We start from the raw sequence: 16920 nt of genomic DNA on the forward strand, positions 1-16920 counted from the left end.
ATTTTCCGGTCCGGTCCGGTCCGGTCCGGATATTGCGGGTCTGCTGGGGGGCGGGGCATGGCGGAGCCGACACCGCGGCGGGTGTTCGCCGACCGGCTGAGCGAGCTGCTCGGACGAACGGCCGATCTTCCGATCAAGAGTGCGGTGGCCGAGGCCAACCGGCGCCGGCCCGCCGGGCGGGGCCGGCCGGTCTCGGGACGCCGGGTCAGCGACTGGAAGCAGGGCCGGCACCTGCCCGAGTCGGAGGTGGCGTTCCTGGTTCTGGTCCGGGTGCTGATCGAGCGCTGGCGGCGCTGGCTGCGGTCCGCCCGCAATTCCCCGCCCGACCCCGAACCCCCGGCCCAGGAGCCCCCCGCACAGGACCGGCGGGCCGAGCAGGTGGCTCCCGACCAGTCATCGGCGGGAACCCGACCGGGGCCCCTGGCCGGTGACCACCCGCAAACGTGGCGAACCCCCGGTGCACCCGGTGTTGCCGACCGGAAGGACGCCGGTCAGGGGCTGTCCGGTGAGGTGCATGCCGACAACGGCGGCCCGAGCAGAGCGACCGGAGCATCCGTACCTCCACTAGACCGTGATCGGCAGGACCTCGGCGTGCGCTCCTGCGGGATGCTGCCGGAGTGGGAAGAGTTCGTCGGGCGCGCGAGTGAACTCGAGGCCTTGAGAGAGCGGATCGAGGCCGCGGCGCGCGGCACCGGATCCGTCGTGCTGCTCGCCGGCCCGGCGGGCATCGGCAAGAGCACCCTTGCGGCCGAGGCGCTGCGCCGCCACGCCGATTCCGCAGGTTTCACCGTCGTACGAGGCCATTGCGCCAGAGATGCGGTGGCGCCACCACTGTGGCCCTGGCAGAAAGCGCTGCGCCTTGCGGGAATCACTCCTGGGGTACCGGCGCAGCGTGCCGCCACGCCGCCGCCGGAAGCCGGGGCCGCGGCCGTGCGGCAGCTGTGGTCTGTGACAGAGCCGGCCAACGCGTCGGCAGCGCAGTTTCACGAGCTGGTCCGGATGAGCAAGTCGCTGGCCACGGCAGCCTCCGAACGCTCCCTGCTCATCCTGCTGGAGGACCTGCACTGGGCCGACACCGCCAGCCTCGGCCTGCTGTGGCATGTGACACGCGAGGCGGCCGAGTGCGGACTGTTCGTGCTCGGTACCTTCCGGGCGCCGGGGCCCGAGGAAGCCGCCGGGGCGCTGGGGAACCTGGGCCGCTACGCTGCCACGCTGCGGCTGGCCCCGTTCACCCGGGAGGAGGTCGCCCAGTGCGTCGGCGAGACGGACGCGGCGGAGTCGTACCGGCGTACTGGTGGGCTGCCGCTGCTCGTCTCGGCATTACGCACGCATGCAGGCGACCTCCATACCATCGTCAGCGGGCTGCTGGCCGGGCTCACCGCCGGGCAGCGGGACATCGTGGGTGCCGCAGCCGTGCTCGGCGAACGGCTGGACGCCACTCAGCTCGCCGCGGTACTACCGGAGTCGGGCGAGACCGTCGTCGCCGAGGCGCTGGTGGCGGCGTGGCACGCCGGTGTCCTGACCGTGGTGGAAACCACCGACGCTGGACGCATCTTCCGCTTCACCCACGATCTGGTACGCGACGAGGTGCTCGGCCGAACCGCCCCTGCCGTCGCCCGCACCTTGCACGAAGCCGCCGCGCGGGCACTGGAACAGACCGGCGATCCCACCGAGGCGGCACGCATCGCGGCGCACTGGCGACGGGCCGGCAAGGAGCCCGGCCACCGCGCCGCCTCCGCACACTGGTCCCGGATCGCCGCGGATCAGGCCCGCGAAGGACACGCCTACACCGATGCCGCCCGGCACCTGACGGACGCCGCCGCCGTACTCGCCCCGACGGACCCGCAGCGCGCCCCGGCGCTCATCGAGCTGGCCCGCGCCGAGTACCTTGCCGGGCGCTACGACGCCAGCCTGCGCCACTGCGCCGAAGCGGCCGACGCGGCGAACGCGACCGACCAGCCGACCCTGCTCGCCGAGGCCGCCCTGGTGCTGCAGGGTGTCACATTCCCGCGGGCCTCACGGGCGATCAGCCGGCTGTGCAGGGCGGCGCTGGCTGTCGAGGACCTGCCGAGCGCCGTGCGTGCCCGGCTGCTCGCCCAGCTCGCCACCGCTTCGGCCGATCTCGGCTCGCTCGACGCGGCGGCCGAGCAGGCCCGAGCCGCCCTCGATCTGGCCGAGGCCACCGGTGACTTGCGCGCTGAACTCGATGCGGCGCGAGCCATGGAGATGACCTTGGCCCATCCGGAGGACATGACCGAACGCTTACGCCTGGGTGAGCTGTCCGTGTCCCGCGCCGAGCAGCTCGGCGACCCGCTCGCCGCGGTGCTGGGCCACGAGTGGCGTATCCAAGCCGGCTACCTGATGGGTCGGCTGGGGCTGGTGGACGACGCGATCCGCGGCATCGAGGCGATCGCGGACCGTTGTCTGATGCCGCTGACCCGCTGGCACCTGCTGCGCGTCACCGCCGCCCGGGCCGCGCTGGAAGGAGAGTTCGCCGCCGCTCGCCGCTGGAACGAGGAGGCCACCAAACTCGCCCTGGCCAGCGGAGACCAGACGGCGATCAGTATGAACTACGTGCTGTGCCAGCAGTTGGCCCTGGTTCGCGGCGACGCCGCGGAACTGCCCGAGGAGATGTGGCGTGACCTCGACCGGGCTCCCAGAGACCCGCTGATGCTGTCCGTGCGGGCGCGCGCGCTGTTCCTCGCGGGGCGGCTGGACGAGGCGCGGGACGCCTACTCCCAGCTGCGTCCGCTGCTGCCGATCCCGATGACGAACCCGACGTGGCCGGCGGTACTGCTGCACCTGGTCGACCTCATTGAACTGGTCGGCGATGCCGAGGGGGCTCGGCTGGCGTATGACCAGCTCGTGCTGTTCCGGCCGTACCCGGGAGCGCTCGGCACACCCACGGCCTACCTCTCCGGTACGGTCAGTCGCGAACTCGGCCGTCTCGCCCTGGCCGCCGGCCGCCCGGCAGAGAAAGCCGAGGAGCTGTTGCGCGAGGCGCTGGTCCGCAACCGGGCCCTCGGCGCGTGGCCGTACGTGGCGCTGACCTGCCTGGACCTCGCCGTCGTCCAACGCGACCTAGGCGCCCTGACGAATGCGGCAGCCCTCGCCGGGGAGGCTCTGGTCATCGCCGATCGGCTGGACCAGCCCGGCCCCTGCGCCGCTGCCCTGGGCCTCATTGACGAGATCGCCGCCCTACGGGGTCGACGCCGACCCGCTCACGCCGGGAACCGGGGAAGGGCGTTGAGGACAAGGCGGCAGCCCCGCTCGATTCCGGCCCCGGCAGTCATGAGCAGTGACACGCAGGAGCAGTCGCTGCAGGACGCACTCCGAGAGGTGCAGCGCGAGCGCGACCCGAGCGGGTTCCGTCCCAAGGTGCTCGTCCAGACAGGACGAGACGAACCCCACGAAGCCGGTCGTGGCCTGCATCTCCCAGTCGTCGCAGGCGCCGGCCGACCACTCCGGAGCGTCAGCGACCGCCTTCGCCTCCTGCGCCAGCAGGTACAGCCACACTTCGGCCTGCTCGTCGCGGACCCAAAATCCAGAGCCGCAGTAGTCCAAGTTCGAGGTGGCCATCCCGCGAGTAGACCACGCAGGAGCGGGGACCCACCACGGAACCCCCGGTCAGAGCCCTGATTGTCCCCCGGGCTCCTGACACGGCACTGCGGGCCAACGATCACGCTCAGGCGCCAACCCGCGCGCTCAGGCCACCTATCGCGCTCAGCCACAGCGCTGTGACTGAGCGTGCTACTCGGCCCGCCTGGCCAAGTAGCACGCTCAGCAGGGCTGGCTGCCCTGTGCTTCTCCAGCCTCACTGCTTCTGCGGCGTGGCTCGGTGACGGAGCGCGCTGGATCAGTGGGTCGCGGCTTCGTCGAGCCTGGTACACGCCCGTCGTGTGACCCGGTCCGTGTTTCGCCGTACGGAGCGGCGGGTCTGGGGCCGAGCCGGGAGGTCGCTGGGGCTGTCGGGTCGGTCGCCGGCCGCGGCCAGGAGGCTGCGGACCTTGTGGGCGAAGTCGGGGCCGGGCAGGGGCAGCTCGCTGTCGGGTTCACGGAGGTAGCCGACGGCTACGGCTGTGGGCATGTACGTCATCAGCTCGGTGACCACGGCGGAACGGGGCCGGCTGACGTATCTGGCCAGGCGGCGCATGACGCGCAGGAGCGTGGTGCTGGAGGCTCCGTCGTCGAGGTGGAGAACGACCGGGGTGCCGTCGCAGCGGAGGCTGGTGCACACGGGGGGTGCGTCTACGGGGTTGGCCTTGTCGATGGTGGTCTCGTCACTCTGGGTACGCCACCAGCGGGCGGTGTGGGTCTCACCGAGGGCGAGGTGGTGCAGGTAGAGGCAGTAGGCGGCGGCTGGCTGGCCGGCTCCGGCGGCGTACTGCCACCAGAACCGGGCGCCGTCGTCGGTGTCGGTCAGCTGGAGTACGCAGGCCAGGATCAGGGCGCTTCGGGGTTCGGGGACCTGGTCGGTGACGAAGGCGGCAACGGTGGTAGCCGGGGTGTGGCGTACCAGTGCCTCGCAGAGTGCGCGCAGTTCCTCTGCTGCGGCGCTGTTCTGAGTTTCGATCGTGACCGGGTGGCTGCGGGGGTTGGTCTCGGGGGACGGGACGGTGTCGCGGGGCACTGCCCGGTTGGGGACGAGGAGGGCTCTGGACAGCAGGTCGTCGAGGGGGGTCATGAGGTGAGTCCTCCGGTAGGGGGCGGTAGCTCGATGGTGTCGTCCAGGAAGCGGTTGGCATGGCGCTCGTCGGAGCGGACGGAGGCCAGCGGGATCCCGAGGAGGTCGGAGACCTGCTTGGGCTGGAAACCGCACAGGCGGCGCAGCACCATGACGTCGAGCTGGGCGGTGGGGAGCTTGCTGATCGCGGTGAACAGTTCCAGGCTCTCGGTCAATCGGCTGGACTGGTCCTGTGGGCTGGCGTCACGCAGGGCGACGGTGTCGAAGGCCGCTTCGGCCAGCACGGGTCGCTCGTCCCTGTAGTTGGCCTTCGCTTTGACCGTGGCACGCAGTATGTTCCAGGCATAGCGGCGAATGTCGGGACTGGCGAGGGCCTCGTCGAAGCAGAGCCAGAGGATCGCGAAGGTGTCGTCCACCGCGGTCTTGTGCGCGTCGTCGGTGAGGAAGACTCCTGCGTAGGCGAGGTAGCCGTCGGCGACCGTCTGGCACAGGGCCCAGTGTTCGATCGGTCGGTCGGAGCGGGCGGTGGCCACGGCGGTGGTGCCGTCCGTGGACCGGTCGACCCAGTCCCGGCTCTTGCCGGCGTCCATGGCTGCCTGCTTCCACAGCCGGTACAGAGGCCAGCCAGGGATGTCCAGCTCACCGGCCAGGCGGTGGATGACCTCCCAGCGCGGATAGTGTCCGACGCCGCGTAACAGCTCGGACAGTTTCGACTTGGCCAGGACCCTCCGGCTGAGGTCGCTGAGGGTGCGGCCGCTGGCCAGGTAGCGTTCCCGGGTGGGCTCCAGCCAGGCACGGTGCGAACTGCTGACCGTGTCGGCGATGGGGCCGAGCTTGCGGCCGGGGCGGACCGGGGCCGGCTCGGAGGCCGGCCCCGGCACGTTGATCGACGTCGTCACGGAGCGCCGTCCTCCTTGTCGGACACCGCCTCCACGCGGTGCCCGGAACCAACCGCGGCCCGTGTGCGGGTGCCGCGGACAACCTGACTGACCGTCAGGCCGAGGATCGGGGCGAGCCCGGCTATCAGGGCCGCATGACCCATCGCGGCCATGGCCGTGCTCCAGCCGAAGACCACCATCAGCACCAGCACCGTTGCTGCCGCTCTCTGCTTCTTGTTCATCACCGTTCCTAGGTGTCGAGTCCACGATCATCCGGAGAACCCTCGCGAAGAGGGCCGTCCAACGAGCGGGTGCCGAACCGCTGTTGGAGGAGGATCAGCATGGACCCGGACACACTGATCACGCGACGTGATCATGAAATCACGGAACATTAGAGGTCGACAGACGGTCGGCGTCGGCCGGAGATGACCGTTCCGTTGCACGTAGAGGACATAGCGAGCAGCGAAAGCATGAAGTTCCCGGATTTCCTTGCAATCCCACCCCCGCACCCCGTCATATTGAGACAGGACACCTCGGTGTCGGTCCCTTCCATCCGGAAGAGGCGTGCTCCCCGTGCCGAAGATGGGGTTCACGCCACGCGCCCTCGCCCGGCCTGAGATAGAGGCCGGGCGAGGACAGCGCACACCCTGTGGGGGGGGTGACGACCGTAGCGCACGCCACTGACATTGATACTCGTAGCGAGTTCCGGCGGTCGTGGCTCGCCTGGTAGGCGATGGCGAGCTTGTCCGTCCGCATTGCGAGGCCATGCCGCTGCCTGAGTCGGGCGATGCACCGCTCGACGGCGTTGCGCTCCCTGTAGATGCCGCCGCGGTCGATGGCGCGGTCGGCACTGACCTCGGCGACCAGGCCAGCGTGGACGAGGGTGGCGTCGAGGACGTCGCGACTCCCCCACGTCGCCGAGAAGCGCACGCCGTCCCACGGGTGCCCGAGGGCGGGCGGCCGGGTGAGGTGCTCGGCCGCCTCAGCCAACCGCCCACGACCAGCGTCGAGACCGAGGAGGCCGTCAACGAGGTACCCAAGGGCTCCGCACACGGTGGAGACTCCTGATCATGGCTCGGTAATACCGGGCGCAGCACCACCGGCTCGACCCCGGATACAGGCATCTCACCCTGCGGGGAGGCGAGTTGACCAGAGAACCGATCATGTTCCAGGTCGTCGCCACCTGCGCCTGTGAGGCTGCGGCAAGCACCGCACCCACAGTTGCCGCCGGCACCGCCAGAAGCGTCTCTCACCTGATCATCGGCATGCGTCGGTCCACCCTCCGGTCGATCCACACCTTGGCGGAGCAGCCGAGGCGCCAGGATCCTTGATGAGCCAGGGCGGTCTCGGAAAGCGACGAGTCGTTCTACCGCCCCCCGGATGGCCCTCACCCGTCACTCATCCGACCACATGAAGCCTCTGGTGGAGCGGGTTCTCTTGGGCGAAACCTTTCCACCAGGGCTTTCCTCGTCCGGCTGGACAACTGCCCAGCTTCACCGACAGGTTGGAAAGGCTCACTGAAGGCGCGAGGGTGGACAGGCCGTGTTCACGCGAATACAGTGAGTTCGGGGCCTGCGAGAGCAGGAAGTAGGGGGCGGGGTGACATAAATGGCGGCTGCAATGCCGCCTTATTTGCGATTCAGCGGGCTTCCTTTCTGTGGGAAGTTGCTCATAGAGCGGACGAGGTCGCGCGGTTCCTCCCCGATGCAATCCTCTATCTCGGCATTCAGCACCGAAAAGGCTGCCGCCTTTGGTGCCGAATTCGACTCATCCAAGAGACACTCGCACCGAAGGAGAGGCAATCATGCCTTTGTCTGCAGCTGATCTCGGAAAGCTCGGGGACACGCCCATCACGATCCAGTCGACGTTCTTCCCGAATATCTACCTGCGCATGGACGGGACCGGGGTGACCTCCTTCACCGGCTCCGGCGGCGGGACGGTCAACTGCCAGTACGGCACCGGCTCCTGGACAGGGTACAAGGTCCGGCCGCAGGCAGATGGGGCGTACGCCTTTGAATCGGCGGCCTTCCCGAACGTGTTTCTGCGCATGGACGGCACCGAGGTCCCCGCCACCATGGCCGGCGGGGGGCAGGCCAACTGTCAATTCGGCGCCCATCCCTACGAGAAGTACCACCTTCGCGCTCAGGCGGATGGTTCGTTCTCCTTCGAGTCGGCGGCCTTCCCGGGTATTTACCTGCGCATGGTGACCGGCAGCGGGGTGACCACGGCCACCGGCCCCGGCGGAACGGTGAACTGTCAGGTCAACGCCAACGGCGGCGAGCACGAGAAGTTCTATCTCGACAGGGCCTGACAGCCGGGCCGCCCGGGAGAATCTCACGCCTGGTTTCGCGCGGGGTTTTTCGCGAAATCGTACGTGACGTGGGGTAGAGCACCCCGGAAACGCGAAAGTGCCTTCTCCACCGGGAAGCGGAGAAGGCACTTTCTGTCAGATCGGCCTACAGCGGACCAGGCCCCGCCCCTCGGATGGTTCGGTGAGTGACGAAACCATCCGGCCATAGCGCTCCGACTCCGGCACGGGAGAGAATCGTTCCGGTGAAGGACTGGGGTGGGGACGGTATGCGCCCTCAACGGTAGTGACGGCGCGCACGGCGCGGTTCAGGTCGAGCGGCAGCTTCTGGCCGCGATGGAGCACCACAAGGCGACCGATCCCGGGATGGCGGCCGTGCCGGCCGCCATCAAGGCCACCGTGAAGGGCGGGATCGGCACGCTCCGCGAGCGCCCCCAGGGACGGCACTACCGGGACGGGGAGCGGTGGCCAACGCGCTGGAACGCCCGACGTGGCGGCCCGACATCGGGGCCGAGGTCATCTCCAAGACCGGGTGAACATGCACCGCAAGCCGGCGAACGTCGCGAAGGCGACCGGCCGGTACCCGCTCGGTGTGCTGTCCGACTGCGTCGTCCATCCGAGCCCGGGGGCGTCGCCGCTCGACTTCCTGCCGTACAGCACCTCCGGGAAGCTTTTCCCCGGCTCGTTCCGTAAGGGGACGCCCCCCGGTCTGGCCAGGGTCGAAGGCGTCCAGGAGATGGCGTGGGCCGTCGACGTCCTGGACAAGGGCCTGAACCCGGCCCGGCACATCAAGGGCGGCGACGCCGTCACGGACGAAGGTCAGGTGCCTCGCTCCGTCGCCGGACGCCCCGCAGCCTCACTGTGCCGTTCTCACGCGAGCGGGCGTGCGGCGCGTACGGCCGCCTTGTACTCCACGGGAAGCGCCACAAGGCCACGGGCCCGCAGAGAGGTTCGCCACTGGGGTTCGGTCTCGGCCAGAGTCAGGCTGCTGAATCGCTCGAGGAGCGCGGCCAGGGCGATCTCGGTCTCGGCGCGGGCCAGTGGGGCGCCCAGGCAGTAGTGGATGCCGTGGCCCAGTGCCAGGTGTCCGGAGGTGTCGCGGTCGACGTCGAGCCGCTCGGGGTGGGGGAAGCGGGCGGGATCGCGGTTGGCCGAGGACAGCGACAGCAGGACGGTCTCCCCCGCAGAAATGGATGTCCCGCCGATGGTCACGTCCTCGGTGGGGAAGCGGCGGATCGCCAGAAGCGCGGGCCCCTCGTAGCGCGCCAGTTCCTCGACAGCGTCAGGGAGCTTCGACGGGTCCATGCGGAGGCGTGCCAGATGCTCGGGATGGCTCAGGAGGGCATGGACCGCGTTGCCGATGAGCTGGACGGTGTTCTCGTATCCGGCGCCGAGGGTGAGGAAGGCGAGCGAGGTCAGTTCGTCCTCGCTGAGGCGGTCGCCATCGGTGTCGCGAACCGTGATCAGGTCGGAGAGCAGGTCGTTGCCGGGGTGCCGGCGCTTGTGGGCGATGAGCTCGGTGAAGAAGGCGAGCATGGCGCCGATCGCCTGCTTGGCGGCCTGGGGGCGGCTGGGGTCCGGCGCGATCAGTTCATTGGTCCAGCCGCGAAAGTCCTTGCGATGGTCGTCCGGGACTCCGAGAAGGTCGCAGATTACGGTGATCGGCAGTGGTGCTGCGTATGCCGCGATCAGGTCGGTTCGACCGTGCGTGCCGAGGGCGTCAAGCAAGTCGTCCGCGGTGCGTCGGATCGGGGTGCGGAGCTCTTCCACGCGGCGAGGCGTGAACGCGCGGCCTACGAGCCTGCGCAGTCGGGTGTGGTCGGGGGGATCCATGTTCAAGAGGTTGGCGTCCAGGGCCGGGGGTAGTGACAGGCCTCGGTATGCGCCCTCCGCTGCATTGGCCTTGTTGAGGGACAGCCGAGGATCCGCGAGGGCTGACCGGACGTCGTCGTACCGCGTGACCAGCCATGCGGGCTCGCCGCCGGGCCCGGTGATGCGCTGTATTGGCGCCGTGTCACGTAGGCGCTGGTACGCGGCGTAGGGGTGGGTGACGAGCTCGCCTTGGAGATCCATGGGCACACCCTAATTCGTCGTCACGGCCGGGCATCGGGCCCGTCGCAGGATGTGTGAATCGGGCCCGGCCGTGTCCGCGGCGCCGTCTGAGCAGCGATCGGCATGCACGTCTGGGACGTGGGTCATCCGGTCAGTGAAGGACGGGCATCGAGTTCGCGGTGAGCCGCTCGTGGTACTCCTCTTTGTCGGGGCGCGGGGGCGGACTCCGCCGTTCGGCCCATCAAGGGCACCGCCCACGACGCCGAAAAGGATCAAGCGGAGTCGCCCCACCCCCACATTCCGGAACCCCTCCGCGCCCCAGGCCGCCCCGATGACGGCAGTCCCGCACCCCGGCCGCCCAGGCCCGGAGGAGATCCCCTATGCGCGCCTTCCTGCCCTTGACCGCTGTCGCCACCGCCGCGCTCCTGCTGGTCACGGTCACCGGCGCGACTCCCGCGGCGGCAGACCGGAGCCCCGCCCCCGACGGTTCGCCGCTGATCAGGGTGTCCCACGGCGACCCGTACGCGGACTGCACCATCGGCGCGAGGTCCCCCGACAGCGTCGTCTACCCGGGCACCGAGGTCGAGCCGTACCTGTCCGTCGATCCGCGCGACCCCAAGCGCGTGGTCACCGTGTTCCAGCAGGACCGCTGGAACGACGGCGCCGCCCGTGGCCTGGTGGCCAGCTGGACCACGGACGGCCGCACCTTCCGCCGGAGCACGTTGCCGTTCAGCCTGTGCGCCCCGGGCGGCGCGGACTTCGAACGGGCCTCCGACCCCTGGGTGAGCACCGGACCGGACGGGACCGTGTACGCCGGCGGGGAGGGCGTCGACTTCACGAGAAGCACGCGCAGTGCCCTCCTGGCCGCCACCTCCCGCGACGGCGGCCGCACCTGGCAGAACCTCACCACCACGCACGTCGACGAGGAGCCGTTCTTCAACGACAAGCCCTCCCTCACCGCCGACCCGATCCGCAAGGGCACCGCCTACCAGGTCTGGAACCGCCTCGACAACGACCCACCCGGCCCCAGTTCCCTCGACGGTCCGGGTTACATCTCCCTGACCCGCGACGGCGGCCGCACCTGGAGCGAGGCCCGGCCGTTCGTCGACACCGGCACCGTGCCCAACACGCAGACCATCGGCCATGTGATCGTCGTCGACCGCCGCACCGGCACCCTGTACGACTTCTTCGACCGGATCACCTACTCCGACGACCTGAGCACCGTCACCGAAGCCCACTACGCGGTGGTCACCTCGACCGATGCCGGAGAGACCTGGAGCGCCCCGACCACCGTGGCCCGGGACACCTCCGTACCGGAGGTCGACCCGAACGACCCCACCAAGCTGCTGCGCGCCGCGGCCACCCTGCCCAGCCCGGCCGTCGACCCGAAGACCGGCACGCTGTACATGGCCTACGAGGGCTCGGACTTCACCGGCGGCAGCTTCGACTCCGTCCAGCTCGTACGCTCCACCGACGGCGGACGCACCTGGGGGAGCCCCGAGTTGATCAGCCCGCCGGACGTGCCGGCCTTCTCCCCGTCGATCGCGGTGGACGAGCGCGGCACCGTCGCGCTCACCTACTACGACCTGCGCTTCGTCGAGCCGGGCGACACCACCACCCTGCCTACCGCCTACCAGCTGGCCACGCTGCCGCACGGAGACGCGAGGCTCCGCTCCGAACGACGGATCTCGCGGGTCTTCGACTGGCTGCAGGCGCCGTTCGCCGGGGGCTACTTCCTCGGCGACTACCAAGGCCTGGTGGCGGACGGCAAGGGAGTACGGGCGGTACTGACCGAGACCCACTCCGACGCACCACAGAACCGTACGGACGTGTACACCACCAGTCTCCCTACCCCGTGACCGCTCCGGGCCCGCCTGGCCGGGGCCGAGGGGGACGTGGAAGGCGGGCAGGTCCCGGCGGCGGGTGAGGGCGGCGACCCGGTCGGGGTGGACGTCGGGGAAGTCGGTCTCGCCGCCGAGGTGGACGGGGAGTCCGGCACGGACCGGGTGGCTGATCGCGGCCGGGGTCACGTGCGGGCGCGGCGCCACGGCCACGCTTCGTCCGTCGGCCACAGCAACGGCCCGCCCACGGAGCTCTGCGTGCTTGACGGAGTGCCCCTCCTTGGGGTGCAGGCGAATAGTGTCTCGGGCCCACGCGGTGAGCTCAGGTACGAATCCCACCACGTCGACTGGGCGTAGAGGTGTCCGCCGCATGTCTCTGCCTGCTGCCGGGACTGGATCTATCAGATAGGGCGGCCGCGCCGAGCCGGCCGAGTACAAGACGTGGGTGACCGCCGAGCAGCTCCGCCCGGTCCCCGGCGTGGACGTGGACGCGGTGCCCAAGCACCGCTGGACGGCTGTTGCAGCGTCGGCGCGGTGGGCGTGGTTGCTGGACGGTCGTACGCGGGCGGGCAACGACGGTGCACAACAGCGGCGCGGGCGACGACCTCGTATGCGGCGGCCCCGGGACGGACGCGATCACCGGCGGCCCCGGCGACGACTCCCTCTTCGGCGACGTCGGCAACGACAATCTCGACGGCGGCCCGGGCACGAACAGCAACGACGGCGGCCCCGGCACCGACGTCTGCGCCAACCCGGGAACGGGCCCCGGCTGCCCGTGACCTGATCCCGACGGGGTGCTCCCGAGACCGAGACCGGGACCGGGACCGGGACCCGGACCAGGACCGGGACCGGGAGCACCCCGCCCCCTCGGCCTCAGCGGTCGAACGGTCCGCCACGCGGCGAGGGCGAGCCGTCCCGGCCGCCGGCAAGTCCCGCCGACATGGCAAGGAGCGCCGCATGTGGCCGGTCTGGCCGAGTACGGCGCTCAGTGTGGTGCGCGAGCGGCGCCGGGTCGTCCAGAGCGGCCGTCGCCGTCATTGCCCGGACGGTTCGAGGGCCTGATCGGCCGTCTCGAAGTAGTGCTCCGTCAGCTTCGGCTCTTCGTAGAAGTAGCCGAAGTACACCGTTTCCGCCGTTCCTTCGAGTACGGCCAACAAGAAGGCGAGGCACCCCATGTCGTGCTGCTCCCACAGGGGGCCGCGCCCCTCGTTGTAGAGCACGGTCCACTCGTCGGGGTGCTGTCCGGGCCGCACCAGCCAGTACAGGAACGCCCCCGTGCCCTCCTCGAACGCCCACGGCACGACCCTCGCCCCCGCCTCCGACAGGCCGGCAGGCTTCGCCTCGAACTCCCACAGGCCGACCAGGATCTCGTCCCGTTCCGCCGTCTGCGCATGAAGGTTGCAGTCGTCGTAGGCGGAGTCGGGAACGAGCAGCCAGATCGTCTCGTCGAAGATGCCGTCGCCGTACGTCTCGACGAGCCGCTTGTAGTCGGCGGGCAGAGCCGCACCGAGGGCACGCTCGGCCTGCGCCCAGTCCACTGCGGGCGGTGGATCGGCGGGCGGCGGGCAGAGGCGGACGAGGGCATCAAGGGAGTCGAGGGAGTCGAAGGCGATCATGGAACGGACGCTACGGGAACGGCAGCCGGTGCCCGTGGGCGGGTCGGCACGCCAGGCGAAGATCGGCATCGGAACGGAACCGGCCCGGGTACCCGCCCGCCGGGGTGAAGACCTCGGGACGCCGGGAACTGAACTGCGTCCGTCGGGTGGTCGATGAGCGCGTGACGTGCGCCCCGTCGGGCCCGCACCCCACGATCCCGTACCCGGCCGACGGCCCCGCCGGTTCGCGCCCGTCGGCTGGGTCCGCTGCCCGGGTCCGCTGTTGTCCGGGTCCGGCGGATGGACAACGGGAGCGCGGGCCTGCACGCCGACGTCCTGGCTTCACTACACCGCTGCGACGACGGGCCCTTGCGCGGCCCTGGCGTGCTGCATCGCCGTGAGTTTGCGGACGAAGAGCACCGCGAGGACAGCCCCGGCAATGTCGAGGACGTCACCGACCAGCATCGTCGTGGCCGCGTCACGCACGGCGCCGGGGCTCTCGGCACGGCTGTAGGACATACCCCCGTACCAGCCCAGGAGCCGGGACAGGACGAAGGTGCCCCACCACAGGTTGACCAGGGTCAACGGGAACCGGCGGTAGCCTCCGTCAGCTCCGGAGGGGGTGCTCGACCCCCAGGTCGTGACGGCGATCCGGTACGGCAGCCAGAGGTTGGCGAACGGTATGAACCAGGCACCGATCGCCCAGCCGCGCGCGAGCTTGTCCGCGCCGGGGGCGAAGACTTCGGCGTTCGTGCGCACCCGGTGGAACCAGATGATGAAGACGATGCCCGTCACGATCAGGGCGTTGCCCTGGATCGTGCCGACCAGACCGGTCAGCCTCTCGCCGCGAACCAGATCGGCGTCGCTGACCGCGGCGGGATCCGCGAGGAGTCTTTGCATGAGCGAGCGGGTGTTCCAGTCGGCGTACACGGCGTAGACGGTGATCCCGATGACCAGCGCGAACAGCGAGGTCAGCGCGATGACCAGGCCCACGGGCGCGCGCAGCCGTACGCCCTTCACATCGGGCGCGGCATACGGGGACGGGGCCGGGACTGGTGTCGGCGGACCGACCGGAGCTGCGGACATGCTGAAGAACCCCCATGGGTGCAGGACACGAGAAGGCGCACCGGACAGGGCGGGCCAAGCAGGAACCTACGTCAGCGGGTCCGTCCGCGTCACGCTCGTTCCCCCAGGTCAGGGCGAACGGCAATCCCAGCGGCCTGCACCGGCCGTGCAGCGGCCGCCGCCGGACGCGCACTCCCGAGTCCGAGGGGCCGACGGCGGCGCGGACTCCCTGGGGAACGGCGCCCCGCCCAGGACCCGCCAGGCGTCCTCCTGATGCATTCCCTGCAGGAACAAGCCGGTGCCGCATCCGGCGTCATCAAGGCCGCCATCGCCATCACAGCCCTTGTCTGACGGACACTCAGGACGCGCGGCCACGTGCCGTCCCCATGAAGGGTCGGGGGCCGCGCCGTGGCCGGGCAGGCCGACGGGCGACTGCGTCGACCGCCACCACGTCATCGAGACTTCGACACCGATGGCCTCGACCGGAAGCGGAGCTTCCTCCGCAACGGTTCCGCCCGGCAGGGGTGACAACGCCGCCAGCGCTCCTGTCTTGCCTGCCATTTGCTTGCGGCTCTGCAAGGGTGCACACTTGCGCGAATTCCGATCGGGCGCAGCGTCGCACCCTCATGACGAATGTGCCCGGAGCCGACGCCCGGGTCATCAGAAAGCCACACGGGAGCACGTGTTGAGTACACTGGGTACCGCCCGTCAGCAGCATCTTCGAAGCCTCAGCGACGGGGAACTCTGTGCCCTGTTGCGTGGGCACACCTCGGAGTCCGACGCGGCGGTCAGCGACGTGATGGATGAGGTGTTCGCCCGTCACCATTCCTCGGTGCTCGCCTACGCCCGCACATGCTGCCGAGACCTGTCCACCGCCCAGGATCTGGCCGCCGAGGCCTTCGCCCGTACCTACCGAGCCATCGCCTGGGGTGCCGGACCCGAGTACGCCTGGCGGCCGTACCTGCTGACCTGCGTGCGCCGTCTGGCGGCCGTATGGGCGCGGGATGCCGCCCGTACGCGGCTGTCCGACGACTTCGAGGAATGGGCCGCCCAGCTCTCGGACGGCCAGGACACCGAGGACGCCGTCTTCTCGGCGGAAGAGGGGTCGCTGGTCCTGCGTGCCTACCGGTCGCTGCCGGAGCGCTGGCAGGCCGTGCTGTGGCACTCCGTCGTCGAACACGAGCCGGCGGCCGAGACCGCAGCGCGCCTCGGGATATCGGCGGGAGGCATCGGCTCACTGGTCTCGCGTGCACGGGAAGGCTTGCGGGAGGCGTACTTGCAGGCTCACCTGGACCAGACCGCGAGCGACGAGTGCAGGCACTACGGTGGGCAGATCGCCGCCAGGCTGCGCCGACCGGGCAAGCGCCTCACGCGGGACCTGGGCCGCCACCTTCAGGGGTGCGACGACTGTGCACGGGCCGAGCGCGACATGCGCGATGTCAACGGCCGTCTGGGCGTGCTGCTGCTGGGGGGAATCCTGCTGTGGAACCCCGCCTCCTTCCTGTCGGCCCTGGGTGGGGGCGGCACGCAGCTCGCCTCGGCCACACTGAACGGGACGCAGCTCGCCGGAGCCAAGGTCGCCCCCGTGAAATGGGTCGCTGCGGCAGCTGTGGCGGGAACGGCGGCCACCGCGTTCGTCCTGATGCCGGCCGACTCCGAGGGCGACAGGTCCGGCCAGGTCGCAGCTCCCGCCAGAACGTCCGCGGCCCTTGCCGGCCCGCTCCCGGAAACCGCACCGATCGTGGCCATCGGCCCGGCGGCTTTCGCCACTGCCCCCGCCACACCACGCCCTTCCGCCTCCACATCCGCCTCGGCTTCGGCCTCCGCCGTGCCGCCTTCCGCGTCGCCCTCGACGGATCACACCGGTGCCGCCCTGGTCAACGTGGCCTCGGGGCTCTGTGTCGGCCTTGGTGGCGACGGTGCTGACGGCCCGTTGCAGCTCGAGAAGTGCACCGGAAAGGCCAGCCAGGGATGGCAGCGGCTGCCTGCCCATCAGAACACGTACCAACTCCGCAACGCGGACACCGGCACCTGCCTCGACGGAACCACCGGCGGCGGGAATCTCGTCGCGGTCACCCTTCGCCCCTGCCGGACCGGCGCGGATCGCGCGACGCAACTCTGGCGGTTCGAGCCGGACGTACGACGCGGCGCGTTCCGCGTCTGGTTCGTGCCGAAGGTCCCGCACAGCGACTACGCCGACCATCTGCTGGGCCCGCGGAACTGGCCGAAGGCCGACCCGCCACGTCCGGGTTCGGAGATGGTGCACCTGCCCAACTACTACAACTCGGTCAACCTGCTCTTCGCCATGCGGTGAGCGCCCGCGCGGGCCGGCTTCGCCTGAACCGATGCCGCTGTCCGGATGCCCGTTGCCGTCGTGCGTGCCGTATGCGCCGGGCTGGTGGACATCGCCCCTGCCGGGCGTAACCGCCGTATGGCCGCACCGCGTCCCTGGGCTGCGGTTCGCGAGCCCGCATGGCTTGGGGCGCCGACTCCCGGT

11 protein-coding genes and 2 pseudogenes are annotated in these 16920 nt (G+C 70.3%); 6 read left to right on the plus strand and 7 right to left on the minus strand.

The features are described 5' to 3' along the window. Nucleotides 1–57: 57 nt before the first annotated feature. Nucleotides 58–3639, plus strand: coding sequence for an ATP-binding protein (locus ACFY04_RS19350; protein WP_389118180.1), 3582 nt, complete (start codon nucleotides 58–60; stop codon nucleotides 3637–3639). A gap of 217 nt (nucleotides 3640–3856) precedes the next feature. On the opposite strand, the gene ACFY04_RS19355 is transcribed toward ACFY04_RS19350, so the two are convergent. The 4 genes and pseudogenes from ACFY04_RS19355 to ACFY04_RS19370 all read right to left on the minus strand — a co-directional run. Further along, nucleotides 3857–4684 (minus strand): hypothetical protein, encoded by an 828-nt coding sequence (locus tag ACFY04_RS19355; RefSeq protein ID WP_389118181.1) that lies wholly within the window; start codon nucleotides 4682–4684, stop codon nucleotides 3857–3859. Further along, a complete protein-coding gene (locus ACFY04_RS19360) occupies nucleotides 4681–5583 on the minus strand; it encodes a sigma-70 family RNA polymerase sigma factor (protein WP_389118184.1) in 903 nt (300 codons plus the stop codon). The genes ACFY04_RS19355 and ACFY04_RS19360 overlap by 4 nt, the downstream gene beginning before the upstream one ends. Next, on the minus strand, nucleotides 5580–5804 hold the full coding sequence (locus tag ACFY04_RS19365; RefSeq protein ID WP_389118186.1) for a hypothetical protein: 225 nt from the start codon (nucleotides 5802–5804) through the stop codon (nucleotides 5580–5582). Before ACFY04_RS19365 ends, ACFY04_RS19360 begins: the two co-directional genes overlap by 4 nt. A 475-nt stretch (nucleotides 5805–6279) precedes the next feature. Continuing rightward, nucleotides 6280–6381 (minus strand): annotated as a pseudogene (locus tag ACFY04_RS19370) (IS5/IS1182 family transposase); the annotation flags it as partial. Nucleotides 6382–7366: 985 nt separating this feature from the next. Between ACFY04_RS19370 and ACFY04_RS19375 the strand changes: the two are divergent. Further along, complete coding sequence (locus ACFY04_RS19375) at nucleotides 7367–7873, plus strand: hypothetical protein (RefSeq protein WP_389118187.1); 507 nt, start codon at nucleotides 7367–7369, stop codon at nucleotides 7871–7873. Nucleotides 7874–8185: 312 nt separating this feature from the next. Further along, nucleotides 8186–8693, plus strand: a pseudogene (locus ACFY04_RS19380) (transcriptional regulator); the annotation flags it as partial. A gap of 47 nt (nucleotides 8694–8740) precedes the next feature. On the opposite strand, the gene ACFY04_RS19385 reads toward ACFY04_RS19380, so the two are convergent. Continuing rightward, on the minus strand, nucleotides 8741–9943 hold the full coding sequence (locus ACFY04_RS19385; RefSeq protein ID WP_389118189.1) for a cytochrome P450: 1203 nt from the start codon (nucleotides 9941–9943) through the stop codon (nucleotides 8741–8743). Between the two features lie 359 nt (nucleotides 9944–10302). On the opposite strand from ACFY04_RS19385, the gene ACFY04_RS19390 reads away from it, so the two are divergent. After that, nucleotides 10303–11781 carry a sialidase family protein gene (locus ACFY04_RS19390; RefSeq protein ID WP_389118191.1) on the plus strand — a complete coding sequence of 493 codons (1479 nt, stop codon included), beginning with the start codon at nucleotides 10303–10305 and terminating at the stop codon, nucleotides 11779–11781. A gap of 560 nt (nucleotides 11782–12341) precedes the next feature. Next, complete coding sequence (locus tag ACFY04_RS19395) at nucleotides 12342–12542, plus strand: calcium-binding protein (protein WP_389118192.1); 201 nt, start codon at nucleotides 12342–12344, stop codon at nucleotides 12540–12542. 255 nt (nucleotides 12543–12797) lie between these two features. On the opposite strand, the gene ACFY04_RS19400 is transcribed toward ACFY04_RS19395, so the two are convergent. Next, entirely contained in the window at nucleotides 12798–13379 is a 582-nt protein-coding gene (locus tag ACFY04_RS19400) for a hypothetical protein (protein ID WP_389118193.1), read from the minus strand. Nucleotides 13380–13703: 324 nt separating this feature from the next. Beyond that, complete coding sequence (locus ACFY04_RS19405) at nucleotides 13704–14444, minus strand: DUF4328 domain-containing protein (RefSeq protein WP_389118195.1); 741 nt, start codon at nucleotides 14442–14444, stop codon at nucleotides 13704–13706. A gap of 664 nt (nucleotides 14445–15108) precedes the next feature. On the opposite strand from ACFY04_RS19405, the gene ACFY04_RS19410 reads away from it, so the two are divergent. Next, nucleotides 15109–16737, plus strand: coding sequence for a sigma-70 family RNA polymerase sigma factor (locus ACFY04_RS19410; protein WP_389118197.1), 1629 nt, complete (start codon nucleotides 15109–15111; stop codon nucleotides 16735–16737). Nucleotides 16738–16920: the final 183 nt, after the last annotated feature.

Source organism: Streptomyces sp. NPDC001549 (assembly GCF_042894025.1).
GTDB classification, from domain to species: Bacteria; Actinomycetota; Actinomycetes; order Streptomycetales; family Streptomycetaceae; genus Streptomyces; species Streptomyces kutzneri.

What these genes read in the sequence shown, in the direction of transcription:
- ACFY04_RS19390 (WP_389118191.1), top strand. Translation starts at nt 10,303, where the DNA reads ATGCGCGCCTTCCTGCCCTTGACCGCTGTCGCCACCGCCGCGCTCCTG.
- ACFY04_RS19405 (WP_389118195.1), bottom strand. Translation starts at nt 14,444, where the DNA reads ATGTCCGCAGCTCCGGTCGGTCCGCCGACACCAGTCCCGGCCCCGTCC.
- ACFY04_RS19375 (WP_389118187.1), top strand. Translation starts at nt 7,367, where the DNA reads ATGCCTTTGTCTGCAGCTGATCTCGGAAAGCTCGGGGACACGCCCATC.
- ACFY04_RS19350 (WP_389118180.1), top strand. Translation starts at nt 58, where the DNA reads ATGGCGGAGCCGACACCGCGGCGGGTGTTCGCCGACCGGCTGAGCGAG.
- ACFY04_RS19385 (WP_389118189.1), bottom strand. Translation starts at nt 9,943, where the DNA reads ATGGATCTCCAAGGCGAGCTCGTCACCCACCCCTACGCCGCGTACCAG.
- ACFY04_RS19400 (WP_389118193.1), bottom strand. Translation starts at nt 13,379, where the DNA reads ATGATCGCCTTCGACTCCCTCGACTCCCTTGATGCCCTCGTCCGCCTC.
- ACFY04_RS19365 (WP_389118186.1), bottom strand. Translation starts at nt 5,804, where the DNA reads ATGAACAAGAAGCAGAGAGCGGCAGCAACGGTGCTGGTGCTGATGGTG.
- ACFY04_RS19355 (WP_389118181.1), bottom strand. Translation starts at nt 4,684, where the DNA reads ATGACCCCCCTCGACGACCTGCTGTCCAGAGCCCTCCTCGTCCCCAAC.